Origin of the sequence: Streptomyces sp. NPDC018026 (genome assembly GCF_044327745.1) — a bacterium.
Taxonomy (GTDB): Bacteria; Actinomycetota; Actinomycetes; order Streptomycetales; family Streptomycetaceae; genus Streptomyces; species Streptomyces rubrogriseus.
Genome location: NZ_JBIRFY010000005.1, coordinates 84,100 through 108,379, shown reverse-complemented (window position 1 = coordinate 108,379; position 24,280 = coordinate 84,100). Strand labels below are relative to the sequence as shown.

Below are 24,280 nucleotides of genomic sequence, written 5' to 3'. Positions count from 1 at the left end.
GCGCGGCCTCAGCCGCTCTTGCGCCGGAACGACCGCTGGCTGGCGGCCGGACCGTGGGTGCCCCGGATCTTCGCCACGTCGGCGTTCGCGGCGAGGGCGGCGGCCTCCGCCTGTTTGCCACGCTTGCGCTCCAGCGCCTCGCGGAATTTGTCCTTCAGGTTGTACTGACCGTCGGCATCGGGTGTCAGGGCGGTGCCCTCGGCCTCCGCCGGTTCCGAACCTGCTTGCGATGAAGACTCTTCCGTCATGGCGACCTCCTGGGCTCGGACAACAGGAGCCCAGCTTGTCACGACCGGCCGCCCGGAACCACCGAGAAAGTTCCCGGGCCGGCCGGCAGGCTCACCGTGTACTGGCGCAGATACGTGTCCAGGTACGGCGACCGGTCACCGGCGGTGGCGACGTCGTCGGCCGGGTCGTCCAGCGCCAGCCTGAGCCTGGCCCCCTCGACCTCGACCGTCCCGCCGGAAGGCGTGTCGCGCCAGGAGCCGGTCTGGATGGAACCGATCTCCACCGCCAGGACGTGCCCGGCGGCGAGGGTCCAGTCGGTCGCCTTCAGGTCGACGCTCATCCGGCCGGACTTCACCAGGGAGACCTGCTCGTCGAACATGACCGCGGTGCCGTCGGGGGCGACGTCGTACAGCTTGAGCATGACGTTGCCCTCGCCGCGGGCGGTCAGGGACACCTGCGGGGTGCCGGTGACGCGCGTGGTGCTCCTCAGCGGCTTCGACCACACGAAGAAGCTGGAGGCGACCTCACCGGTGCGCTGACGCTTCGCCAGTTCCGCGGCCAGCCCCGCCGGGGCGGGCTGCTCGGTGGCGGGCGCGTTCTCCATGTCCCACCTGCCGGACGGCTGCGGCGGAGCCTTCGGCGCCGGGCTGCCGGACGCGGTCAGGGCCGCGCGGGCGGACGCCCCGCCGTCGTCCACGTAGGAGCCGCCGCCGAGCGGCAGCGTGACCGTCCGTCCGGTGACGGGCCAGGTGCGCTGGGCCCGCCAGGCGCCGGTGGAGTCCTCGACGGCGTAGGCCGGGTAACGCACCGTCGGCCTGGTCCCCTTCAGGTACTGGTCGTAGAAGGAGAGGGTCTCGTCGTACCAGCCCGCCCGGCCCATCGCCAGGCGTCCGTCCTCGACCCGGTCGCCGCCGCGCACGTGGTCCCACTGGCCGAGCCAGCCGCGCTCGGGGCCGCGGTGGTTGTCGAGGTACTCCTCCATCTCCTCGGGCTTGGTGTTGTTCTCGACGAAGCCCTGCGTGACGAAGAGCGGGGTGTCGCTGCCCCGGGCCATCCTCGCGAGGTCGCGGGAGGTCCAGTGCTCGTCCCGCTGGTCGGATATCCGGTATCCGGCCGAGTTCTGCGTGAGGCACTCCGGGTGGCTCTCCTCGTAACGGGCGGCGGCCTGGTACCGCGGGTCGTCGTCCGCCATCGGGGGCATCGAGGCGATGGAGTTGTAGGCACCGGCGGTACCGGTGACGTTCGGGCGGGGCACCCCGTTGGAGTAGATGTACTGGTACATGTCCCACAGCGGTTCCTGGGCCACGACGGCCTTGAGCGCCCGCTGGTCCAGGTTGTTGCCGATGAGCCCCGTGACGGCGTCGTACGACTTGCCGTACATGCCGACCGCGCCGGTGGACCACGGCTGTTTCGCGGCCCAGTCGATCGCGGCTTCGACGTCGGCCTGTTCGCCGGGCCCGCCCCAGTCCAGGCAGCCGGTGGAGCCGCCGAACCCGCGCAGGTCCACCATGACGAAGGCGTACCCCTGGTCGAACAGGTCGGTGCCCTCGATGAAGTCCTGGAAGCGGGCGGAGGGGCCGGTGCGGGACCAGCCCTCGGGGCCGGTCTGGCCCGCGTGGGCGAAGTACGGGCCGATCGACAGGATGACCGGCACCTTCTCCTTCCGCTTCAGCCCTTCGGGCAGCAGGACGTCGGCGTGCAGCCGGGTGCCGGAGCGGTCGGAGGACGGGAAGTAGTGCTGGGTCCAGACCGAGCCCTTTGGGACGCGGTCGTTCTCCTCGTGCGTGACGGGACCGTTCCCGGTGGCGGACGGCCCGGCCTCCGCCTCGTGCGCCGCGACGGCGGTGCCCCCGAGGCCGACGGTGAGGGCGAGGGCGGCGACGAGTGCCGAGGCGGTCCGGACGACCGCGCGACGTGGTCTCACATGCTCCTCCTTGAAAGGCGGGTGCAGGTGGTACGGGTGGTGCAGGTCTAGCAGCGAAGTCCCTGCCCGTCGATGGGGCGCAACCACAACTTCCCCGGTCACATCGGGCGTTGACGGACGCGAGCGGCCCCCGCCTCCGGCCGGGCCCGCGGGACGAGGGCACCACGGCCCGCACCGGCCGGGCATCCGGCTCGGCGGCCGCCGCTGCGGCCGCTCTTGAATCGCCCGCGCCCCGATCCCTGCCTAGGCTGGGCACGCCGACGGAACCGGAGTCCTTGCCGACCGCAGGAGAGTGGGGCGCCATGGCGCGGGGTGTCGAGTCGATCCGGCGCACCGCCCTGGGTGCCCTCGGTGCCGTCCTGCTGCTGATCGGCGTCGCACTGCTGGTGCTGCCCGGGCCGGGCCTGCTGCTCGTCTTCGCCGGAGTGGTGCTGCTGGCGCGCGCCGTTCCGGCGCTGGACCGGTTCGTCGCCCCGGTCCGAGTCCGGGCGATGCGTGCCGCCGAGGAGAGCGTCTCCTCCCGATGGCGTATCGCCGGCTCCGTGCTCGTGGGCCTGTTCCTCCTCGCCGCCGGCGCGGCCTGGGGCCTCGTGCCCGAGCTGCCGTACTCCGGATGGGCCACCGGGGCGAGTCTGATCATCTCGGGTTTCGTGCTGTTCGCGCTGCTCGGGTGGAGCCATCGCCGGCTGCGGGCGGAGCGGAGCGGGTCACCGCCGGCTCCGGAACGCACGCGTTGACCAAACGGGACACTGTTCCGTATATTTAACCGGGACAGCGTCCCGCTTCAGTCGCGCCGACGCGCCTCCTCCCGAACGGCCTCGCCGCCTCCGCCGTCGATTCATCGAACGGACATCCGCATCATGAGCGCACAGACCCGCCCGACCGACTTCGTCCCCCCGTCCGCTCCCGTCCTCTCCGTGGCCCCGGTCGTGCTCCCGGCCCCGGGACGCCCCGTGGACCTGCAGGTGCGGGTCTCCGCGCCCGTGACCGGGACCGGCCTCCCGGTGCTCCTGCTCTCGCACGGCCAGGGCTACTCGAACCACCTCTCCTCCCTGAACGGCTATGCCCCGCTCGCCGACCACTGGGCGGCACACGGCTTCGTCGTGATCCAGCCGACCCACCTCAGCTCGCGGTCGCTGGCGCTGGATCCCGGGACCCCCGGAGCACCCCTGTTCTGGCGGTCGCGCGCCGAGGACATGACGCATGTCCTCGACGGGCTCGACCTCCTGGAGAAGGCCGTCCCACAGCTGTCCGGCCGACTGGACCGGAGCAGGGTCGCGGTCGCCGGGCACTCGATGGGCGGACACACCGCGAGCCTGCTGCTCGGCGCCCGGCTCACCGATCCGGACGACGGCACGGAGGTGGACCTGACCGAGCCCCGGATCGGGGCGGGCGTCCTGCTGGCCGCTCCCGGCCGGGGCGGCGACGCCCTCAGCGAGTCCGCCGCCGCGAGCATGCCCTTCTTCCTGAGCACGGACTTCTCCCGGATGACCACGCCCGCGCTCGTCGTCGCCGGCGACCGGGACGACTCCGCCCACCTGACGGTGTCCGGCCCCCAGTGGCACGCCGACCCGTACTCGCTCTCCCCCGGCCCCAAGTCCCTGCTGACCCTGTTCGGCGCGGAGCACGGGCTCGGCGGAGTGGCCGGATACGACGTCGCGGAGACCACCGACGAGGACCCCGCCCGAGTCGCCGCGGTGCAGCGGCTCACCTGGGCCTACCTGCGTTCCACGCTGTATCCGGGGGACACCGCCTGGCAGGCGGCACGGGACGCGCTGGACGCCGGTCCCGACCCTCTCGGCCGGGTCGAGTCCAAGCAGGCCCCGCACCCTCGGCCGTGAGGCGGGGGGACGCCCGCTGGTAAAATGGGCGCACGCTTCGAGGCGCCCGGGTCCGTACCGAGGGGTACGGACCCGGTCGCGTTCCGGGCGCCTGATCAGAAAGGTCCCCCATGAACGCGAAGCCGACCGCATCCTTCGACGGCCTCGGACTGCCGCCCGTGCTGGTGGAGACGATGACCTCCCTCGGGGTGACACGGCCGTTCCCGATCCAGGCGGCGACCCTGCCCGAGGCGCTGGCCGGGCGCGACGTCCTCGGCCGGGCCCGGACCGGCTCGGGCAAGACGCTGGCCTTCGGGCTCGCCCTGCTCGCCAGGACCGCGGGCCGGCGCGCGGAGTCGAAGCGGCCGCTGGCCCTCGTCCTGGTGTCCACCCGGGAACTGGCCCAGCAGGTGAGCGACGCGCTGGCGCCGTACGCGCGGGCGCTGGGCGTGCGCCTGACCACGGTCGTCGGCGGGCTGTCGATCAACCGGCAGATCCAGGCGCTGCGCGACGGCGCCGAAGTGGTCGTCGCCACGCCGGGCCGGCTGACCGACCTGGTCTCCCGCCGGGACTGCCACCTGAACCAGGTGCGGATCACGGTGCTGGACGAGGCGGACCAGATGTGCGACCTGGGGTTCCTGCCGCAGGTCTCCGGGATCCTGGACCAGGTCCCATCCGACGGGCAGCGGCTCCTGTTCTCGGCCACCCTCGACGGCGACGTCGACCGGCTGGTGCGGGACCACCTCCACGACCCGGTCCCCGTGTCGGTCGACCCGGCGTCGGCCTCGGTGAGCACGATGGAGCACCACGTGCTGACCGTCCACCCGGCCGACAAGTACGCGACCGCGACCGAGATCGCCGCCCGCGACGGCCGGGTGCTGATGTTCCTCGACACCAAGGCCGGGGTCGACCGGTTCACCCGGCAGCTGCGGGACGCCGGAGTGTCCGCGGGCGCCCTGCACAGCGGGAAGTCGCAGCCGCAGCGCACCCACACCCTCGCCCGGTTCGTCGAGGGCGGGGTCACCGTGCTGGTGGCCACCAACGTCGCGGCGCGGGGCATCCACGTCGACGACCTCGATCTCGTCGTCAACGTCGACCCGCCGGCCGACGCCAAGGACTACCTGCACCGCGGCGGGCGTACGGCGCGGGCCGGCCGGGCGGGGAGCGTGGTCACGCTCGTCACCCCGGACCAGCGGCGCGAGGTGAACCGGATGATGTCCGAGGCCGGGATCCGGCCGACGGTGACCCCGGTGCGGTCGGGCGAGCAGAAGCTGACGGACCTCACCGGCGCGAAGCGCCCGCCGGCCGGGCGGGGCAAGGAGAGCGGCAACGCCCCCTTCCGCGGGATGGGCACCCGTCCGGCCGGCGCCGCGAAGGGCTCCCGCAAGGCCGTCGAGGCGCGCCGGGCCGCGGAGGCACGCGCGGCGGCCCGGGTGCGCAGGGGCCGCTGAGCCGACGGGTGAACACACCCCGCCGGCCCGGGACTTGACGGCGGGGACTTTGAACACGCCGATGACAAAGTATGGACATGTCAAGCGGAAGTCTCCTACCTTGGCGGCGGAACGTCCGTCACATCGCACAAGACCGGAGCGATATCCGGCACGGTCCGGTCCCCACCACCCGGAGGACCCATGCACCCACGGCTGTTCTCGCGTGCCCGAAGACACCTCATCCTCCTGCTGACGTCGGCCGTCGCGCTCGGCGGCGCCTGGGCCGCCCCGGCGTCCTCGGCGGCCCCCGCCGACATCCCGCCGCAGGAACCCGGCGTCACGCTGCGCGTGTTCGACGTCCAGACGCCGCTGAACGAGCTGTGCACCCTCAAGCCGGGCCAGACCCCCAACCACGACGAGCTGATGCCGACGGTCGACTGGTCCACCACCGCCGACTTCGGCGGCATCGCCGACAACTTCGTCTCCCAGGCGTCCGGTTACCTGGTGGCGCCGCGTGACGGCACCTACGTGTTCCGGCTCGTCAGCGACGACGGCTCCCGGCTGACCCTGGACGACGCCACGGTGATCGACCACGACGGGCTGCACGGCGCGGAGCCCAAGGACGGCACGGTCCAGCTCACCGCCGGAGCGCACCCGCTGCGCATCGAGCACTTCGACCGCGGCGGCGGCCAGCAGTTGCAGCTGTCCTGGATGCCGCCCGGCGAGAGCGGGTTCACCGTCGTGCCCACCGAGGCGCTGAGCACCGACGCCGGGGTCGTCCGGGTGACGGCGCCGGGCCGCAAGGAGTGCGAGGCCGGGCGCGACACCCCCGGCGACGGTCTGCCGCTGACCTCCGTGCGCCCCGACCTCGACCTCACCGATCTGCGCCCCGAGGGCTTCGAACCGCAGGTCACCGGCATGGACTGGCTGCCCGACGGGCGCCTGGCGATCAGCACCTGGGGCGGCACCGACAACGTTGCCGGGGAGGTGTACCTCCTGGACAACGTCACCGGTGAGACCAGCCGCGACAAGGTCACCGTCGAGAAGGTGGCGAGCGGGCTGCGCGAGCCGATGGGGATCAAGTACGTGGACGGTTCGCTCTACGTCTCGCAGAAGCACGAGCTGACCCGGCTGGTCGACAGCGACGGCGACGACGTGACCGACGAGTACCGCACGGTCGCCACCTGGCCCTACGGCGGCAACTTCCACGAGTTCGCGTTCGGCCTGCTCTACCGGGACGGCTACTTCTACGTGAACCTTTCCGTCGCCATCGACCTCGGCGGCGCCACCACCACCCCGCAGCCCGCGCCGAACCGCGGGACGACGTACAAGGTCAGCAAGAAGACCGGGAAGATCAGCCCGATCGCGGGCGGGCTGCGCACGCCCAACGGCATCGGCTGGGGCCCGGGTGGCAGTCTGTTCGCCACCGACAACCAGGGCGGCTGGCTGCCCGCCTCGAAGCTCGTCCAGATCAAGCAGGACCGCTTCTTCAACCACTACACGAAGCCCGCCGGGCCCTTCGAGGACTCCCCCGTCACCGAGCCGGTGCTGTGGCTGCCGCAGAACGAGATCGGCAACTCGCCCTCCACCCCGCTGTACCTCACCGAGGGCAGGTTCGCGGGCCAGATGCTGATCGGCGACGTCACCTACGGCGGTCTCCAGCGTGCCTACCTGGAGAAGGTGAAGGGCCAGTACCAGGGTGCCGTCTTCCGCTACACGCAGGGCCTGGAGGCGGGTGTCAACCGGGTCTCCATGGGCCCCGACGGCGCGATCTACACCGGCGGCCTGGGCGCCGACGGCAACTGGGGGCAGGAGGGCAAGCTGAAGTTCGGCCTGCAGAAGCTGACGCCGAACGGGGGCAACACCTTCGACGTCCAGAAGATGCGGGCGGTGCCCGGCGGCTTCGACCTGACGTACACCCAGCCGGTGTCCGAGGAGACGGCCGCGGAGCTGGCCTCCCGCTACGAGGCCCAGCAGTGGCGCTACACGCCGACCGGCGACTACGGCGGCCCGAAGATCGCCGAGGAGGAGCTGGCCGTGCGGTCCGCGACGCTCTCGGACGACGGCCGCACCGTGCGGCTGCGGCTGGACGGCCTGAAGCCGGACCGCGTCGTCCACGTGCGCTCCCCGCGCCCCTTCACCTCGGCCTCCGGTGAGACGCTCTGGAGCACCGAGGCCTGGTACACGCTCAACGAGATGCCCGGCAAGCAGCCGCCGGCCGCCACCCTGTACGAGGCCGAGGAGGCGCGGCTGACGGGGAAGGCGGGCATCAACACCGACCACGTCGGCTACTCCGGCAGCGGCTTCGTCGACCGCTACGCCACCGAGGGCGAGGTCACCACGACGTTCGACGTGACCGTCCCGAAGACCGGCACCTACGACGTGGGCCTGCGCTACTCCAACGGCCCGAACCCCTTCGAGGGCACCAAGTCGCTCTCCCTGTACGCGGGCGGGAAGAAGGTGCGCCAGACGCGGCTCCCGTCCACCGGGGACTGGGACACCTGGTCCACGCGCACCGAGAGCGTACGGTTGCGGGCCGGTCACAACACGGTCTCCTACCGCTACGACCCCGGCGACACCGGCCACGTCAACCTCGACCTGATCACCGTGCGCCCGCACGGCGCCCGGGTCGCCCTGTTCGACGGCACCGCCGCCTCGCAGGAGCAGTGGCAGCACACGGACGGACGGAAGGCGGCCTGGCCTCTGACCGAGGAGCGGTCGATGGAGGTGTGCTGCGGCGACCTCCGCACCAAGGACGCCTACCAGGACTTCAGGCTGCACGTGGAGTTCCGGGTGCCGCTGCTGCCGGACGACGTGACCGGCCAGGACCGCGGCAACAGCGGCATCTACCTCCAGGACCGCTACGAGTTGCAGATCCTCGACTCCTACGGCGACACCACCCCGGACACCAACGAGGCCGGGGCGATCTACCTGAAGAAGGCACCCGACACCAACGCGGCGACGGCCCCGGAGACCTGGCAGACGTACGACATCGTCTTCCGGGCCGCCCGCTTCGACGAGAACGGCGCCAAGACCGCCGACGCGCGGGTGACGGTGGTGTGGAACGGCGAGACGGTCCACGACAACGTCGCCCTCGACGGGCCCACCGCGGCGGGCCGGGCCGAGACACCGGCCGCCGGGGCGATCCGGCTGCAGGACCACGGGAACAAGGTCCGGTTCCGCGACATCCGGATCGAACCGCTGGACTGACCCTCAGGCGTGCGGGGCGGTTCCTGACGGCCGCCCCGCACCTCCCGCTCCCCGGATCCGAGGGGTGGACCGGTGCCCCGCCGCCGCTGGGTAGGGTGAATCGAGGAACACCCTGCCCGTCGAACAAGGAGCGGAATTGAGCGAGCCGGCGTCCATCGCCCTGCAGAAGGAGATCGCCCGGGAACTGGAGGTCGCGGAGACCTTCGACGCGGAACGGGAGATCGAGCGCCGGGTGGCCTTCCTCGCCGAGCGACTGACCTCCACGGGTCTGCGCGCCCTCGTGCTCGGGATCAGCGGCGGGGTCGACTCGACCACCGCCGGCAGGCTGTGCCAGCTGGCCGTGGAGCGGGCCCGCGCCGCGGGACACGAGGCGCTCTTCTACGCGATGCGGCTGCCGCACGGGGTCCAGGCCGACGAGGACGACGCCCAGCGGGCGCTCTCCTTCATCCGGCCCGACCGGGTGCTGACCGTCGACATCAAGCCCGCGAGCGACGCGGCGCTCGACGCCCTGCTCGCCGCCGACGTGGCCTTCCGGGACCCCCACCACCAGGACTTCGTGCACGGCAACATCAAGGCCCGGCAGCGCATGATCGCGCAGTACGCGGTGGCCGGGGCGCACGACGGCCTGGTGGTCGGCACCGACCACGCGGCCGAGGCGGTCTCCGGCTTCTTCACCAAGTTCGGCGACGGCGCCGCCGACGTCGTACCGCTGACGGGCCTCACCAAGCGCCGGGTGCGCGCGGTCGGGGACGCGCTGGGCGCGCCCGCCGCGCTGGTCCGGAAGGTCCCGACGGCCGACCTGGAGACCCTCGACCCCGGCAAGGCCGACGAGGACGCCCTCGGAGTCACCTACGAGGAGATCGACGACTTCCTGGAGGGCAAGCCGGTGAAGGAGGAGACCTTCCAGACGATCGTCACCCGTTACCGGCAGACCGACCACAAGCGCCGGCTGCCGATCGCGCCCTGACCCACGGCCGGTGGCGGCGCCGCCGTCACCGGCAGCCACGGCGCCCCCCATGCCCTTTATGTGCGGATTGCCGTAACCCGTCCTAGTCTGTCCGAGGAGGTGCCCGAACCAGGACCGACACCGGCCGGAGAGACGGAGCGAACATGGCGGACTTCATCGGCGCGGTGGACCAGGGGACCACCAGCACCCGGTTCATGATCTTCGACCACGGGGGCAACGAGGTCGCGAAGCACCAGCTGGAGCACGAGCAGATCCTCCCGCGCTCCGGGTGGGTCGAGCACGACCCGGTGGAGATCTGGGAGCGCACCAACTCGGTGATGCAGAACGCGCTGCGCAACGGCGGTCTGTCGGGGACGGACCTGGCGGCCATCGGCATCACCAATCAGCGGGAGACCACGGTGGTCTGGGACCCGCGCACCGGCCGCCCCTACTACAACGCCATCGTGTGGCAGGACACCCGCACCGACGCCATCGCGGCGAACCTGGAGCGGTCGGGCCGGGGCGACGTCATCCGCCGCAAGGCCGGGCTGCCGCCCGCGACGTACTTCTCCGGCGGGAAGATCCAGTGGATCCTGGAGAACGTCGACGGCGTCCGCGAGGCCGCGGAGCAGGGGCACGCGGTGTTCGGCAACACCGACTCCTGGGTCCTGTGGAACCTCACCGGCGGCCCCGACGGCGGCATCCACGCCACCGACGTGACCAACGCGAGCCGCACCATGCTGATGAACCTGGAGACGCTCGACTGGGACGACGAGCTGCTGGGCTTCTTCGGCATCCCGCGCGGCATGCTGCCCACCATCAATCCCTCCTCGCACCCCGAGGCGTTCGGCACGACCCGGACCTCCCGGCCGCTGCGCGCCGCCGTGCCCATCACGGGGGTGCTGGGCGACCAGCACGCGGCGACCGTCGGGCAGGTCTGCTTCTCGCCCGGCGAGGCCAAGAACACCTACGGCACCGGCAACTTCCTGGTCCTCAACACCGGCACCGAACTGGTCCGCTCCCAGCACGGCCTGCTGACCACCGTGGCCTACCAGTTCGGCGACAACCCGCCGGTCTACGCGCTGGAGGGCTCCATCGCGGTGACCGGGTCCGCGGTGCAGTGGCTGCGCGACCAGATGAAGATCATCAAGACCGCGGCCGAGAGCGAGGAACTCGCCCGCACCGTCGAGGACAACGGCGGGATGTACTTCGTCCCCGCCTTCTCCGGACTGTTCGCCCCGTACTGGCGCTCCGACGCGCGGGGCGCCATCGTCGGCCTCGCCCGGTACAACGACAACGCGCACCTGGCCCGGGCGACGCTGGAGGCCATCTGCTACCAGAGCCGCGACGTCGTCGTGGCCATGGAGCAGGACTCCTCGGTCCATCTGGACGTGCTCAGGGTCGACGGCGGGGTGACCGCCAACGACCTGTGCATGCAGATCCAGGCGGACGTCCTCGGCGTCCCCGTCAGCCGCCCCGTCGTCGCGGAGACCACCGCCCTCGGCGCGGCCTACGCGGCGGGGCTGGCCACGGGATTCTGGCGGGACACCGACGAACTGCGCACCCACTGGAGCGAGTCCAGGCGCTGGGAGCCCCAGTGGTCCGAGGAGCGGCGCGAGCAGGGCTACGCGGGCTGGAAGATGGCGGTGGAGCGCACGCTCGACTGGGTCAAGGTCCCGGAAAGCTGACACCGGGGCGGATCACCGGCCGACGGTCCCGGCGGCGTACTCCCACAGACGGTCCGCGGCGTGCGGGTCGAGCGCGTGCGGAGCTACGCCGCCGGCCTGTTCCCCGTCCCCGCCGGTGACCGTCCGCGCTTCCCGGTTGTCCTCGAAGTAGCGCCCCGTGACGCCCTCCACCAGCGGGGACGCGGCCAGCAGCACGGAGGTCGCGGCCCCCTGGAGGGGCGTCTTGTAGTAGGGCCGCTCGATGATGTTCCCGTCGTCGTCCATCGCCCCCAGGGCCCGCATCGTCGCGTCGTCGACGTGCCGCTGGAGGTTGGTGCTGATCCAGCCGGGGTTGAGCGCGTTGGCGGTGATGCCGTCGGCGAGCCAGCGGCGGGCGCCCACGGCGAACAGCACGTCGGCGGTCTTGGACTGGGCGTAGGCGGCCCAGCGGTCGTAGGGGCGGCGCGCGAAGTGCGGGTCGTCGAAGTCGAACGCCGCGCTGCGGTGCGCGCCCGAGCTGACCACCACGACGCGGGCGGAACCGGCCGCCCGCAGCTGCCCGTGGAGTCCGAGGGCGAGGGCGAAGTGGCCCAGGTGGTTGGTGGCCAGCTGGAGTTCCCAGCCCTCGGCGGTGATCCGGCGCTCGGGCAGCGCCATCACGCCGGCGTTGGCCACCAGGACGTCGAGCGGCCCCTGCCATCCCCGTACGAAGGCGGCCACCGAGGAGAGGTCGGCGAGGTCGATCGCCGCCGCCCGTACCGAGCCCGGGCCCGGCGCGGCGGCGACCTCGCGGACGAGCGGCTCCGCCGCGGCCGGGTTCCGGACGGCGACGGTGACCTCGGCCCCGGCGGCGGCCAGGGCACGGGCGGTTTCGACGCCGATGCCGGAGGCACCGCCGGTGACGATCACGCGCCGGCCGTCGAGGTCCACGCCGTCGATCACCTCGGTGGCGGTGGCGTGCGAGTGGAAGGGGGTGGTGAGGCGGGGGGTGTCGTTCACGATCGTGGCTTTCCTGTTGCGTACGGTGCTCACCCCACCAACGTACGAAGAGGATTCCGGACTGGCTATACTGAACCGTCCAGAAAACTTGCTCCACACTCCAGACCCTTCGTTATGGCTCATGGCTCGGGGCTCGGGAAAGGAATCGCGATGGATCCGCTCGAGGACGTGCTCTCCCTCCTCGACACCAGGAGCCATCTGTCCGCCGGTCTCGTGGCCGGGGGCTCGTGGGCGGTGCGCTTCGAGGCGCCGGACGGCGTGAAGTTCAACGCCGTCCGGCGCGGCGGCTGCCGGCTCACCGTCGCGGGATGCGACGAGCCGGTCCAGCTGGCCGAGGGCGACTGCTACCTGCTCACCCGGCCGCTGGAGTTCACGCTGTCCAGCGACGCCGACGCCGTTCCGGTGGACGCCGGAACGGTCTTCGCGGGCGCCGAGAACGGGGTGGCGCGCACCGGAGAGGGCGAGGAGGTCCTCCTCGTCGGCGGGCGCTTCTCGTTCGGCGACCGGGCCCGGGCCCTGCTGCTGGACTCCCTCCCCCCGGTCGTCCACGTACCGGCGGGCTCCGGGGAGGCCGACGCCCTGCGGTGGGCGCTCGACCAGATCGACCAGGAGCTGCGACGGCGCCCCATGGGGTCGTCGCTGGTGGCGCGGCACCTCGCGGTCGTCATGCTGGTCCACGTACTGCGCCTGCACTTCGCCCGGGAGCCGCGCACCGGGTCGGGGTGGACGACCGGCCTCGCCGACCCCGTCGTGGCCACCGCCCTGACCTCGATGCACACCGCACCCGAACACCCCTGGACGGTGGCCGAGTTGGCGCAGGTCTGCGCCGTCTCCCGCTCGACCCTCGCGGCACGGTTCAAGGACACCGTCGGCCAGGGACCGCTGGACTACCTCACCCACTGGCGCATCGAACTGGCCTCCGCGCGCCTGCGCGGGGGCACGGACACCCTCGCCGCGATCGCCGGCGCCGTCGGATACGGCTCGGAGAGCGCGCTCAGCTCCGCCTTCAAACGGGTCACCGGCAGCTCTCCGCGCGCGTACCGCAACCGGCACCGGACGGGCTGACCGACGATCTGTCCGCCCGGCGCCACGACCGACGCGGTGCGGACGCTTCGCCGTCAACTCACCGCGCACGCCGCACACCTCGGAAATACTGGACCGGCGGCTCCCTCGTACGGGCGTCCCCTTAAGGTGATCACATGTCTGCCGGATTGAGCGCGGCGAGAACCCGGGCCGCGCTGCGCACCAGCGCGCGCGTCTCGGGCGAGTTGCTGCTGATACTCGTCATGCTCGCGGTGACCCTGTGGGTCCTCGGCCGTATGTGGTCGGTGGTGTGGCCACTGCTCGTCGGTCTGCTCCTGACCACGTTGACGTGGCCTCCGGCCCGCTTCCTGCGGCGGCACGGCTGGCGTCCGGCCCTGGCCGCGGCGGTGGTGACGGTGGCGTTCCTGCTGGTCGTCCTGGGCATCGTGGCGCTGATCGCCGTGCCGATGTCCTCCCAGACCGACGAGTTGACCGACGGCGTGGTCGAGGGCATCCAGCGGCTGCGCGAGTGGGCCGCGGGACCGCCGCTGAACATCGGTGACGACGAGATCACCGGTGCGATGGATTCGGCGGTGGCACGCATCCAGGACAGCGTCGGCAGCATCACCACCGCGGTGGCCACGGGCGTGGGCGCGGTGGTCAACGGCCTGATCACGGCCGTTCTCGGCGTCTTCCTGATGTTCTTCTTCCTCAAGGACGGGCCGCGGTTCCTGCCCTGGCTGGCCCGCCAGCTCCCCGGCCGACTGGCCACCGACGTCCCGGTCGTCGCCCTGCGGGGCTGGGAGACCCTGGGCTCCTTCGTCCGGTCGCAGGCCCTGGTGGGGCTGCTCGACGCCGTGTTCATCGGCCTCGGCCTGTGGATCCTGGACGTACCGCTGGTGCTGCCGCTGGCGGTCCTGACCTTCGTGTCCGCGTTCGTGCCCATCGTGGGCGCGCTGTTCGCGGGCTTCGTGGCCGTGCTGATCGCCCTGGTGTCGAACGGCCTGACCGACGCGCTCATCGTGCTCGCGATCATCGTGGTGGTGCAGCAGTTGGAGGGCAACGTCTTCCAGCCCATCCTCCAGAGCCGGGGCCTCGGTCTGCACGCGGCGGTGATCCTGCTGGCGGTGACGCTGGGCGGCAGCCTGTCCGGGATCGTGGGCAGCCTGCTCGCCGTACCCCTCGCCGCGCTGATCGCGGTGGTGTGGAACTACGTGCGCGAGCAGTTGACAGGACCTCCCGAGGATGCCGCGGTCGCCGACGGCTGAGCCGACGGACGGTTCCCCCGTGTCGACGACGGTTCCTCCGGTGTCGATGACGGGCCCCTCGCGCGAATTGGGTCGCGACCGGGCGGGCGGTGGTGTTGGCTGGCGGGCGTGGATCTCTTCTCCGACTCCTGGTCGGCCCTGCTCGCCGCGGTCGCCGGCCTCTCCGACGAGGACTTCGCCCGGCCGTCCGGGTGCACCGGCTGGCTCGTCCGGGACCTGGTGTGCCACCTGGTCGTCGACGCCCAGGACGTCCTGATCACCCTGGCCACCCCGACCGCCGAGGAGCCGACCCGGGACGCGGTGACCTACTGGCAGGTCGTCGAGCCCCCGACCGGGGACGACCCGCTCGACGCGCTGACCGTCCGGCTGGCCGCCGCCTACGAGCAGCCGGGGCTGCTCAAGTTCCACCTGGACGACGTCGGTTCCGCCGCCGGGCGCGCCGCCGCGCTCGCGGACCCCGCGGGCCGGGTCGGCACCCAGGGCCAGGTGCTCACGGCGGGCGACTACCTCTGCGCGTACGTACTGGAGTGGTCCCTGCACCACCTCGACCTGATCGCGCACCTCCCGGATGCGGCGCCGCCGCCCGCGGCGGGGCTCGGGCGCTCGCGGGAGCTGCTGGAAGGGGTCGTCGGTACGGCGTTCCCCACCGCGTTCACCGACCGGGACGCGCTGCTGATCGGCACCGGACGCCGGACGCCGACCCCGGCGGAGACGGCCGCGCTGGGCGAGCTGGCGGCGCGGCTCCCGTTTCCGGTCGGCTGACTGGCGTGTCCGGGCCCCGCCGCCGAAGGAGGCCCGGGAGTCGTCCGGCGGGTCGTCCGATCGGACGACAGGGCGGTCGTCCGTCCGGCGGGCGGAGCGGAGCCGGTGCGTCGACGCCTGCCGACGCCCCGCGGGTCCAGCATGGAGGAACACGTCCCCGACACCGTGGAGCCGTCCCACCATGACCGCCAAGCCACCCACCCCCGCCGACCTCGCCCTGTCGGACGCCGTTCGCCGCGGCGACGCCGATGCCGCCCGGGCCGCGCTGCGGGCCGGCGCCGACCGGGAACTGCGCGACGAACAGGGCCGCACGCCACTGCTCCTGGCGGCCCTGGCCGACCGGGTCGCGGTCGCCGAGGTCCTGGTCGCGGCCGGTGCGGACGTCGACGCGCAGGACGCACGGGACGACAGCGCGTGGCTGGTCACCGGGGTCACGGGCAGCGTCGCGATGATGCGGGCGCTGCTGCCCGGCGGTCCGGACGTCACGCTGACCAACCGCTTCGGCGGCGTCTCGGTGATCCCGGCGAGCGAACGCGGCCACGTGGCCTACGTACGCGCCGTGCTCGCGGAGACGGACATCGACGTCGACCACGTCAACCGGCTCGGCTGGACGGCGCTCCTCGAAGCGGTCGTCCTCGGCGACGGCGACCGCGCGCACCAGGACGTCGTGGCGGCCCTGCTCGCCGCGGGCGCCGACCCCGCGCTGCCGGACGGCGACGGTGTCACGGCCCGTGCCCACGCCGAACGCAGGGGCTTCGACGCCATCGCGGACCTGCTGCGGCGGGCCGAGCCGCAGGGCGGCGACGACCCTCGCACCGAGGGTGGCGGGCGGTGACTCGGCGTTCCCTCGCGGGCCGCCTCGCCGCGCTGGCCGCCGTCACCGCGACGCTGGCCGGATGCGCGTCGGACGACGGCGGCGACGGGGCCGCGTCCCCGGTGTCCGCCCCGCCCGGCACCACGGCCCAGCACACCCCCGGCTCCGACTCCGGCGGTACCTCGGCACGCACACCCCAAGGCGCCCTGCTGGTCACGGACTTCGGCGCCGACACCGTCAGCTTCGTCGACCCCGCCGGACGGGGCGAGGCGGCCGACCTGGGCTCGGTACGGGTCGGGACGGCGCCGTACGGGATCGTGCTGGGCGAGGACGGCACGGCGTGGGTGGCGACCGCGGAGGGCGTGGCCGCCGTGGACACCCGTACCCGCGAGCGCACCGCCCTCATCCCCTACCGGACGGGCACGGGCCCGGTGACGACCGGCGAGTACCGGGGCGGCGGCATGGGCATCGCCCTGTCCCCCGACGGCAGCCGTGTCTACGTCGGGGTCAACGTCCCCGGCGGCAAGGGCACCCTGGAGGTCGTCGACACGAAGCGGCGGGAGGTGACGCGGGTGGTCCCGGTCGGCCGCCGCCCGTTCGACGTCGACGTCTCGCGCGACGGCCGGCAGGTCTACGCGACCAACCACGACTCGTTCGACGTGAGCGTCGTCGACACCGGCGACTGGACGGCGCGCCGTATCGAGGTCGCCCCGTACGGCACCGAGGGCGGCCTCGGCTCCTGGCTCAAACCGCACTACACCGCCGTACGCCCCTCCGACGGGGCCCTGCTGCTGCCCTTCGAGGGCGAGCGCCTGGCGGTGGTCGACCCCGGCACCGGGCGGGTCCGGATCGAGGACATGACCGCCAACACCCACCAGCACGGCGTCACGGCGGGAGCCGACGGCACGCTCTACGTGGTGGGCACCGGCCCGATCGACCCGTCCGAGGACGAGGGCCCGTCCCTGACCGTCCGCCCGCCCGACGGCGACGAGCGGGTCGTCCCGCTGGAGGGCCCGCACGAGACCGTCGCCCTCTCGGCCGACGGCCGCACCGCCTACGTCTCGGGCGGCTTCACCCGCGACGGCTACTGGAACGGCCTGAGTGTCGTCGACGTCGCGACCGGCCGGGTGACCCGGATCCCGGTGGGCGAGCGGCCCCTGGCCGTCGCGGTCCTCGACGGCGGCAGGGGGACGGACGCGGGCTGAGCGCCCGGGGGCGAACCAGGGCCGAACGGCCCTGGCCGGGGTCGAGCGGCCCCTGGTGTCCCGGGCCGGGCGGCGGGACGCTGGAATCGACAGCCCCCGGCGTGCACCCGAAGGGAACGGCGAGCGGCGGCCGGACGAGCGGCGGTCCCGGACCGTCGGGCCGACCGCGGCGCCGAGCGGTTCCCCCGCCGTCCGTCCGCGGTGACCGCACGAAAGGAGCCGGAGCGATGACCTCTGCCACCACCCTGTCCGCGGCCCTCCACGGCGACCACCGCGAGCGCCTCATGCGTGTCGCGCGGGAGGTCTCCGTCGCGGAGGGCACCCGCCTCTTCGAGGAAGGCCGGCGTGCCGACCGGTTCTGGATCGTCCGGACCGGGACGGTCAGCCTCGACCTGCGTGTCCCCGGTCGCCGGTCCCCGGTGATCGAGACGCTGGGGCACGGGGAACTCGTCGGCTGGTCCTGGCACTTCCCGCCGTACCTGTGGCAACTGGGCGGCGAGGCCACGACCCCGGTGCGCGCCTGGGAGTTCGACGCGGACGTCATGCGGGAGTTGTGCGCCCGCGATCCCGAGTTCGGCCGCACGGTCGCCGTCTGGGTGGGCAAGGTGGTCGCCCACCGGCTGCACGCGGCCCGGGTCCGGCTGCTCGACCTGTACGGGCCGTGCGGCAGCGGCGGGCTGCTCTGACCCGGCGGGCCCCGGCGTTCAGCCCCCGTCCGGCACCGGCGCCCGCCACTCCAGCACGGTGCCGCCGTCCGCGGGGCTGGTGAGCCGCAGCTCGCCGGCCAGCTGAGCGGCGCGTTCCGCCAGGTTGCGCAGCCCGCTGCGGCGCCCGCCGGACGGTATGCCCACGCCGTTGTCCGTGACGGTCAGCCGCACCTCGCGGCCGTCGGTCTCCAGGGCGACGGCGACCCGGTCGGCCCGCGCGTGCCGGGCCACGTTGGTCAGGGCCTCGGACAGCACCGCGACCACGTGCTCGGCGATCCGGCCGGGCACCTCCGTGTCCAGCAGGCCCTCCATCCGGAGGCTGGGCGCGAAGCCCAGGACCGGGGCCGCCTCGCCGACGACCCGCACCGCACGGCCCCGCAGCCCGGCACCGGCGGCGGTGCCGCGCGACCGGAGGCCGAAGATCGTCGACCGGATGATCTTGATGGTCTCGTCCAGGTCGTCCACCGCCCGCAGCACCCGCTCCGACGCGGAGCCGTTGTCGATCAGGCGGCCGGCGCTCTGGAGCGTCATCCCGGTGGCGAACAACCGCTGGATCGCCAGGTCGTGCAGGTCCCGGGCGATCCGGTCGCGGTCCTGGAGCACCGCGATCTGCTCGGCGTCCCGGCGCCGCTCCGCCAGCTCCATCGCGAGGGCGGCCTGCGCGGCGAACCCCTGCAACGGCTCGGTCTCCTTGGCGGAGAACACCGCCTTGCCCGCCTGCCGCACCAGCAGCACCACGCCCCGCACGCCTTCGTCCGCGGCGCCGAAGGGCACGGCCACCGCGGGTCCGAGGCCGGTGAACCGGGGGGCCGCGGCGGACACCCGCGCGTCCCGGGTGATGTCCGGGCTGCGGACCGGCTCGGCGGTGGAGAAGGCCAGGCCGGTGAGGCTGTCGTCGATGGGCAGCACCAGACCGCGGTGGTCCTCGGCGCCCTGTCCGGTGGCCAGCTCCACCACCAGGGAGTCCGTGTCCGGCATGGGCATGGTGAGTACGGCGAGGGCCGCGCCGGTGATCTCCCGGGCCCGCTCCGCGATCAGGCCGAGTGCGGCGCCGCGCTCGCTGCCGGACATCAGGCTGTGGGTGATCTCCGCGTTCGCCTGCAGCCAGCGCTCCCGCAGCCGCGACTGCTCGTACAGGCGCGCGTTGTCGATGGCGACGCCCGCGGCCACGGCCAGCGTCGACAGGACCGACTCGTCCTCCTCGTCGAACTGCGCCCCGCCCCGCTTCTCGGTCAGGTACAGGTTGCCGAAGACCTGGTCGCGGACCCGGATGGGGACACCCAGGAAGGTGCGCATCGGCGGGTGGTGCGCCGGGAAGCCGTACGAAGCGGCGTGTTCGGCGAGGTCGGGCAGCCGCAGGGGCTCGGGGTGGCGGATCAGTTCACCCAGGATGCCGTGGCCCTCCGGGTAGGGGCCGATGCGGGCGATCTGCTCCTCGCTGACGCCGACCGTGTGGAAGGCCGAGAGCCGCTTGCCGTCGGGGCCGATCACGCCGAGGGCGGCGTACCGCGCTTCGACGAGGGCGGCCGCGGCCTCCACGATGCTGTGCAGGACGTGTTCGAGGTCCAGCTCACGGCCCACCGAGAGCACCGCTTCGAGCAGGCTGTGCACCCGGTCGCGCGTGCCCCGGGCGGCGTCGAGCCGGGCCTGGAGTTCCTCCAGCAGCTCGTCCAGCCGCAGCTGTGGCAGGCGGACCCGGGCTTCCGCCTGGTCAGGGCTGTCCACGGGTGATCCTCCAGATCCTTCCGACGCGCCGGCAGCCGGCCACCCCGGTCTCGTTCCACGGTAACGGGCCCCGGTCGGTGCCGTCCGTTCCGGATCAGTGTCCTTCCTGGCGGAGCCGGTCCTGCGCCTGGGTGGCGATCACCGCGGCCTGGATGCGGCGCTCGACGCCCAGCTTGGCCAGCAGCCGGGAGATGTGGTTCTTCACCGTCTTCTCGGCCAGGTACAGGCGCTGTCCGATCTGGCGGTTGGTCAGGCCCTCGCCGATCAGGGCCAGGATCTCCCGTTCGCGGTCGGTCAGGCCCGGCAGGGCGTCCGGCGCCTCCTCCCTGGCCTGTTCGCCGCGCAGCCGCGCCATCAGCCGGGTCGCGGCGCTGGGGTCGAGCAGGGACTGGCCCGCGGCGACGGTGCGCACGGCGGTGACGAGGTCGGAGCCCTGGATCTGCTTGAGCACGTACCCGGCCGCGCCCGCCATGATCGAGTCCAGCAGGGCCTCCTCGTCGTCGAAGGAGGTCAGCATCAGGCAGGCCAGCTCGGGCATACGGGAGCGCAGCTCCCGGCACACGCTCACCCCGTCGCCGTCGGGCAGCCGTACGTCGAGTACCGCCACTCGGGGGCGGAGCGCGGGGACCCGGACGAGGGCCTGCTCGACGGTGCCCGCCTCCCCCACGACGGTGATGTCCGGCTCGTCGTCGAGCAGGTCGCGCACTCCGCGCCGTACGACCTCGTGGTCGTCCAGCAGGAAGACCCGGACCGGGTCCGCGGGGCCGGGCCGCTCGGTGTCCGCCATCGACATGCTCCTCGTCTGCTCTCTCGTGGCGAGCCGCTCCTCCGTGCGGACGGCGGCTCCTGTTACGGAGATCCTCCAGCGCCCGGGGCCGAAGGACCAGGGCCGGTCGGGCCCCGTCTCGCGCGCGGGGTCCGCGCCGGGCCGGGCAGAGCCGTTCCGGGGGCCGAACGGCCCTAGCGCACGGCTCACGGACGGCGCTCCAATGAAGCGACCGTACCTGTGACCGAGACGAAAGCATGCCATGACCTGCGAGCACGTCCCCTCGGCCCCGGTGGCGCCGCGGCGCAGCATCGAGCTGGGCGCCGAGGAGTCCCTCGCGCTGCTGGGCAGCGTGTCCCTGGGGCGGGTCGTCTTCACGCGGCAGGCGCTGCCGACGATCCGGCCGGTCAACCACGTCCTGGACGACGGCGACATCGTGATCCGCACCCACGAGGGGGCGGCCCTGACCTCCCGCACGCAGAAGGCCGGTGATCCGGGGGTCGTGGTCGCCTACGAGGCCGACTCCATCGACCCGGACACGCACCTGGGCTGGAGCGTGGTGGTGACCGGTTACGCGCAACCGGTCACCGATCCCGGGGAACTGACCCGCTATCAGGCCCTGCTGCGCCCCTGGGTGGACCGGTCGATGGACTACGCGATCCGGATCGTCCCCGACCTGATCACCGGCGTCCGGCTCACCGAGGCGCGGCCCTCCCCGACGGTGTGACACCGTCCGACGGCGCGGGGGCAGGGCCGCAGGGCGGCCTGTCCCAGGGACCTTGAGCCCCGGCGCGAGGCGGCCCGATGGGGACCAACGGCCCTGTTCCGGCGTCCGTTGGTCCCGCGTACGCCGCCGGGGGCGCGACGGGGCAAAAACGCGGGCCGCCCGCTGATACACCTGAAGTCGCCGCCGCATCCAGTGCCGCGGTCATCGACTCCCCCATCCCCTTACGGGAGGTTCCATGCTGTCCGCAGAGTCCGCGTCCGTGGTCCGGGCCACGCTGCCCGCCGTGACCGGAGCGCTCGACGAGATCGCCTCGCGCTTCTACGCCACGATGTTCCACGACCGGCCGGAACTGCTCGACGGGCTGTTCAACCGGGGCAATCAGGCCAGCGGCGCCCAGCGCAGGGCGCTGGCCGGTTCCATCGCCGCGTTCGCGGGCGCGCTGCTCGACCACCCGGACACCCGTCCGGACGCCCTGCTGGAGCGCATCGCGCACAAGCACGTCTCCGTCGGCATCACCGACGACCAGTACACGATCGTGCACAAGTACCTGTTCGCCGCGATAGCCGACGTCCTGGGCGACGCGGTCACCGCGGAGGTGGCGGCTGCCTGGGACGAGGTGTACTGGCTGATGGCCGGCGCGCTGATCGCCATGGAGGCGCGTCTGTACCACGAGGCGGGGCTGCGGCCCGGCCAGGTCTGGCGCCGCTGGACGGTGGTGGAGCGCCGCACGGAGACGGCGGACGTGGTGTCCTTCGTGATCCGCCCGTCCGACGGGAAGCCCGCGCCCCGCGCCCGGGCGGGCCAGTACGTCAGCGTGCGTATGCTGATGCCCGACGGGGTACGGCAGTTGCGCCAGTACAGCCTGTCCGCTGAGCCCGGCGGCGAGCTGCGCCGGATCACCGTCAAACGGGTCGCCGGCACGGACGGGGCACCGGACGGCGAGGTCTCCAACCTGCTGTTCGGCGACGTGTGCCGCGGTGACGAGCTGACCCTGTCGACACCGTCCGGCGACATCGTGCTCGACGACGCCGGGGACCGGTCTCCCGTCGTGCTGGTCTCGGCGGGCATCGGCTGTACGCCCCTCACCGGGATGCTGTCCCACCTCGCCGCGCTGGGGTCCACCCGTCCGGTGCTGGTCCTGCACGCCGACCGGTCCCCCGCCGAGCATGCCCTGCGCGCGGAGACGCGGGAACTGGTCGAGCGGCTGCCGGACGCCCGTGCCGTGTTCTGGTACGAGCGCCCCGGCCCGGAGGAGCCCGAGGCTCGCGAGGGCCTGATGGACCTGTCCGGTCTCGAACTTCCCGACGGGGCTTCGGTGTTCATGTGCGGTTCGCTGCCGTTCATGCGCGGGGTGCGCGCCCGGTTGCTCGCCGCCGGTGTCCCGGCCCGGCGCATCCGCTACGAGGTGTTCGGCCCCGACCTGTGGCTGGCGGACGCCGCGGACCCGGCGGAGCCGCGGGCCTGACGAAGCGTTGCCCTGCCCCCTCCGGTCACGCGGCCGGAGGGGGCAGGGCGCTGCCTGCTCGCGCCCGCCCGGCCTCGACGGCCTCCCACTGCTCGGTGGTGAGGGTCGCCGGCGCGGCAGGGAAGACGCCGTCCTGTTCCTTGAGAATGTGCTCGCGCAGCAGGGCGAGGGCGTCCAGCAGCCGGTCGGGGAACTCGGCGGCCATCGCGACCACCGCGTCGTGTTCGCGGGTGAGTTCGGCGATCGAGGTCAGCGACTGGCAGCCGCAGTACTCGCACATCGGGGGCCTCCGGGTGGGCGCTGGGTGGGAGCCGGGCGGGACGGCCCGGCGGGTCAGTCGGCGGTGGCGGCGCGGGGCCGGTCGGTGGCCGTGCGGCGCAGCCGGGTGGCGGTGTAGGTGAGTGCCGCGGCGGCGACGGCCCCGAGGAGGAGCAGGCCGAGCGCGTACGAGCCGTAGGTGCCGTAGAGGGAGCCCATGACCAGGGGTGGCACGAAACCGCCCAGGCCGCCGGCGGCGCCCACGACGCCGGTGACCGACCCGAGCCTGTTCGCCGGGGCCAGCAGGGCCACCAGGGCGAACACCGCGCCGCTGCCCGCGCCGAGCGCGGCGGCCAGGGACAGGAAGGCGGCGGTGCCGACCGGCGTCAGCGCGGGCGCCGAGGACTGGACGAGCGCCGCGGCCAGCACCACCGCCAGCGTGCCGGTCACCACCCGTACCGGTCCGACCCGGTCGGAGAGCCAGCCGCCGACCGGGCGCATCGCCACGGCGAGCAGCACGAACCCGGCCATGCGGTTCGCCGCGTCGGCCTGGGTGAGCCCGTAGCCGGTCTTCAGGTAGGTGGGGAGGTAGACGGAGAAGGCGACGTAGCCGCCGAAGGCGACCGCGTACAGCGCGGACGCCTGCCATGTGGTGCCCAGGCGCAGGGTCGAGGCGAGCCTCCGGGCGAGCGGCGCGGTGGGGACGGTGCGTCCGGGCGCGTCCCTCAGCAGCAGGGCCGACGCCACCGCGTAGACAGCCAGCACCGCCGCGGTGATCAGGAAAGGGGCGGCCGTGCCGTAGGCGTCCACGAGCCGCACCGTCGACAGGGCGCTGATCGCGGTGCCGCCCATGCCCATGCCGAAGACGCCGATGGCGAGGCCGCGCCGCTCGGGCGGGAACCAGGCGTTGACGAAGGGCACGCCGACGGCGAAGGAGGTGCCGCCGATCCCGAGGAGGAAGCCGCCGACCAGCAGTGCGGCCAAGGACGAGTGCCCGGCCAGGCCCACGTACAGCACCGGCACGATGGTGGCCGCCGACACGAGCGGGAACATGACGCGCCCGCCGTACCGGTCCGTGAGGGCGCCGACCGGGATCCGGCCCAGGGAGCCGACGACGACGGGCACCGCCACCAGCAGCGACTGCTCGAACGAGCTCAGACCCAGGCTCTCCTTGAAGCGGGGGCCGAGCGGGCTCAGCAGCGCCCAGGCCCAGAAGTTGACCGCGAACCCGGCCGTGGCCAGGGCCAGCATCGGCCAGGCCCGGCCGGGAGCGGGCCCGGACCCGCCCGTGCGTTCCGGTGGTGCCGTGTCCCGCTCGTCGCTCACCTGCTGGACC

At 73.2% G+C, this 24,280-nt stretch carries 21 protein-coding genes; 14 read left to right on the top strand and 7 right to left on the bottom strand.

The features are described from left to right. Positions 1-8 precede the first annotated feature (8 nt). Together ACH4D3_RS17750 and ACH4D3_RS17745 are read right to left on the bottom strand one after the other, a co-directional pair. On the bottom strand, positions 9-248 hold the full coding sequence (locus tag ACH4D3_RS17750) for a DUF5302 domain-containing protein (protein ID WP_003978364.1): 240 nt from the start codon (positions 246-248) through the stop codon (positions 9-11). A 38-nt stretch (positions 249-286) separates the two neighbouring features. Then, positions 287-2,152, bottom strand: a complete 1,866-nt coding sequence (locus tag ACH4D3_RS17745; protein ID WP_398322986.1) for a CocE/NonD family hydrolase — start codon at positions 2,150-2,152, stop codon at positions 287-289. A gap of 302 nt (positions 2,153-2,454) precedes the next feature. Between ACH4D3_RS17745 and ACH4D3_RS17740 the strand changes: the two genes are divergently transcribed. The 6 genes from ACH4D3_RS17740 to glpK all read left to right on the top strand — a co-directional run bounded on the left by ACH4D3_RS17740 (position 2,455) and on the right by glpK (position 11,246). After that, on the top strand, positions 2,455-2,889 hold the full coding sequence (locus ACH4D3_RS17740; RefSeq protein WP_398323597.1) for a PGPGW domain-containing protein: 435 nt from the start codon (positions 2,455-2,457) through the stop codon (positions 2,887-2,889). A gap of 123 nt (positions 2,890-3,012) precedes the next feature. Further along, on the top strand, positions 3,013-3,993 hold the full coding sequence (locus tag ACH4D3_RS17735; protein ID WP_398322984.1) for an alpha/beta hydrolase family protein: 981 nt from the start codon (positions 3,013-3,015) through the stop codon (positions 3,991-3,993). 110 nt (positions 3,994-4,103) lie between these two features. Next, entirely contained in the window at positions 4,104-5,423 is a 1,320-nt protein-coding gene (locus ACH4D3_RS17730; protein WP_398322983.1) for a DEAD/DEAH box helicase, read from the top strand. Between the two features lie 180 nt (positions 5,424-5,603). Beyond that, a complete protein-coding gene (locus ACH4D3_RS17725) occupies positions 5,604-8,612 on the top strand; it encodes a family 16 glycoside hydrolase (RefSeq protein WP_398322981.1) in 3,009 nt (1,002 codons plus the stop codon). 136 nt (positions 8,613-8,748) lie between these two features. Beyond that, positions 8,749-9,579 (top strand): ammonia-dependent NAD(+) synthetase, encoded by an 831-nt coding sequence (gene nadE / locus ACH4D3_RS17720; protein WP_398322979.1) that lies wholly within the window; start codon positions 8,749-8,751, stop codon positions 9,577-9,579. Between the two features lie 143 nt (positions 9,580-9,722). Next, positions 9,723-11,246 (top strand): glycerol kinase GlpK, encoded by a 1,524-nt coding sequence (glpK, locus tag ACH4D3_RS17715; protein WP_398322977.1) that lies wholly within the window; start codon positions 9,723-9,725, stop codon positions 11,244-11,246. A 12-nt stretch (positions 11,247-11,258) separates the two neighbouring features. Here glpK and ACH4D3_RS17710 read toward each other — a convergent pair whose 3' ends face one another. Then, positions 11,259-12,224: an SDR family NAD(P)-dependent oxidoreductase gene (locus tag ACH4D3_RS17710; protein WP_398322975.1), complete on the bottom strand. Its 966-nt coding sequence runs from the start codon at positions 12,222-12,224 to the stop codon at positions 11,259-11,261. 150 nt (positions 12,225-12,374) lie between these two features. On the opposite strand from ACH4D3_RS17710, the gene ACH4D3_RS17705 reads away from it, so the two are divergent. The 6 genes from ACH4D3_RS17705 to ACH4D3_RS17680 all read left to right on the top strand — a co-directional run bounded on the left by ACH4D3_RS17705 (position 12,375) and on the right by ACH4D3_RS17680 (position 17,982). Beyond that, positions 12,375-13,289 (top strand): cupin domain-containing protein, encoded by a 915-nt coding sequence (locus tag ACH4D3_RS17705; protein WP_398322973.1) that lies wholly within the window; start codon positions 12,375-12,377, stop codon positions 13,287-13,289. Positions 13,290-13,423: 134 nt separating this feature from the next. After that, on the top strand, positions 13,424-14,515 hold the full coding sequence (locus tag ACH4D3_RS17700; RefSeq protein WP_398322971.1) for an AI-2E family transporter: 1,092 nt from the start codon (positions 13,424-13,426) through the stop codon (positions 14,513-14,515). Between the two features lie 108 nt (positions 14,516-14,623). Further along, positions 14,624-15,277, top strand: coding sequence for a maleylpyruvate isomerase N-terminal domain-containing protein (locus tag ACH4D3_RS17695; RefSeq protein WP_398322969.1), 654 nt, complete (start codon positions 14,624-14,626; stop codon positions 15,275-15,277). A 181-nt stretch (positions 15,278-15,458) separates the two neighbouring features. After that, the gene (locus ACH4D3_RS17690) at positions 15,459-16,112 is read left to right on the top strand and encodes an ankyrin repeat domain-containing protein (protein WP_398322967.1); all 654 of its coding nucleotides are present in this window, start codon (positions 15,459-15,461) and stop codon (positions 16,110-16,112) included. Further along, the gene (locus ACH4D3_RS17685; RefSeq protein ID WP_398322965.1) at positions 16,109-17,296 is read left to right on the top strand and encodes a hypothetical protein; all 1,188 of its coding nucleotides are present in this window, start codon (positions 16,109-16,111) and stop codon (positions 17,294-17,296) included. Before ACH4D3_RS17690 ends, ACH4D3_RS17685 begins: the two co-directional genes overlap by 4 nt. Positions 17,297-17,523: 227 nt before the next feature. After that, positions 17,524-17,982 carry a Crp/Fnr family transcriptional regulator gene (locus ACH4D3_RS17680; protein WP_398322963.1) on the top strand — a complete coding sequence of 153 codons (459 nt, stop codon included), beginning with the start codon at positions 17,524-17,526 and terminating at the stop codon, positions 17,980-17,982. 18 nt (positions 17,983-18,000) lie between these two features. Here ACH4D3_RS17680 and ACH4D3_RS17675 read toward each other — a convergent pair whose 3' ends face one another. Further along, positions 18,001-19,728, bottom strand: a complete 1,728-nt coding sequence (locus ACH4D3_RS17675; RefSeq protein WP_398322961.1) for a GAF domain-containing protein — start codon at positions 19,726-19,728, stop codon at positions 18,001-18,003. 94 nt (positions 19,729-19,822) lie between these two features. Continuing rightward, positions 19,823-20,515: a response regulator gene (locus ACH4D3_RS17670; RefSeq protein ID WP_398322959.1), complete on the bottom strand. Its 693-nt coding sequence runs from the start codon at positions 20,513-20,515 to the stop codon at positions 19,823-19,825. A 241-nt stretch (positions 20,516-20,756) separates the two neighbouring features. Here ACH4D3_RS17670 and ACH4D3_RS17665 point away from each other — a divergent pair, with 241 nt between their 5' ends. Continuing rightward, complete coding sequence (locus ACH4D3_RS17665; RefSeq protein WP_398322957.1) at positions 20,757-21,221, top strand: pyridoxamine 5'-phosphate oxidase family protein; 465 nt, start codon at positions 20,757-20,759, stop codon at positions 21,219-21,221. Between the two features lie 235 nt (positions 21,222-21,456). Next, a complete protein-coding gene (locus tag ACH4D3_RS17660) occupies positions 21,457-22,686 on the top strand; it encodes a globin domain-containing protein (protein WP_398322955.1) in 1,230 nt (409 codons plus the stop codon). A gap of 25 nt (positions 22,687-22,711) precedes the next feature. On the opposite strand, the gene ACH4D3_RS17655 is transcribed toward ACH4D3_RS17660, so the two are convergent. Next, complete coding sequence (locus ACH4D3_RS17655) at positions 22,712-22,966, bottom strand: hypothetical protein (RefSeq protein ID WP_398322953.1); 255 nt, start codon at positions 22,964-22,966, stop codon at positions 22,712-22,714. A 53-nt stretch (positions 22,967-23,019) separates the two neighbouring features. Continuing rightward, a complete protein-coding gene (locus ACH4D3_RS17650) occupies positions 23,020-24,195 on the bottom strand; it encodes an MFS transporter (RefSeq protein WP_398323595.1) in 1,176 nt (391 codons plus the stop codon). Positions 24,196-24,280: the final 85 nt, after the last annotated feature.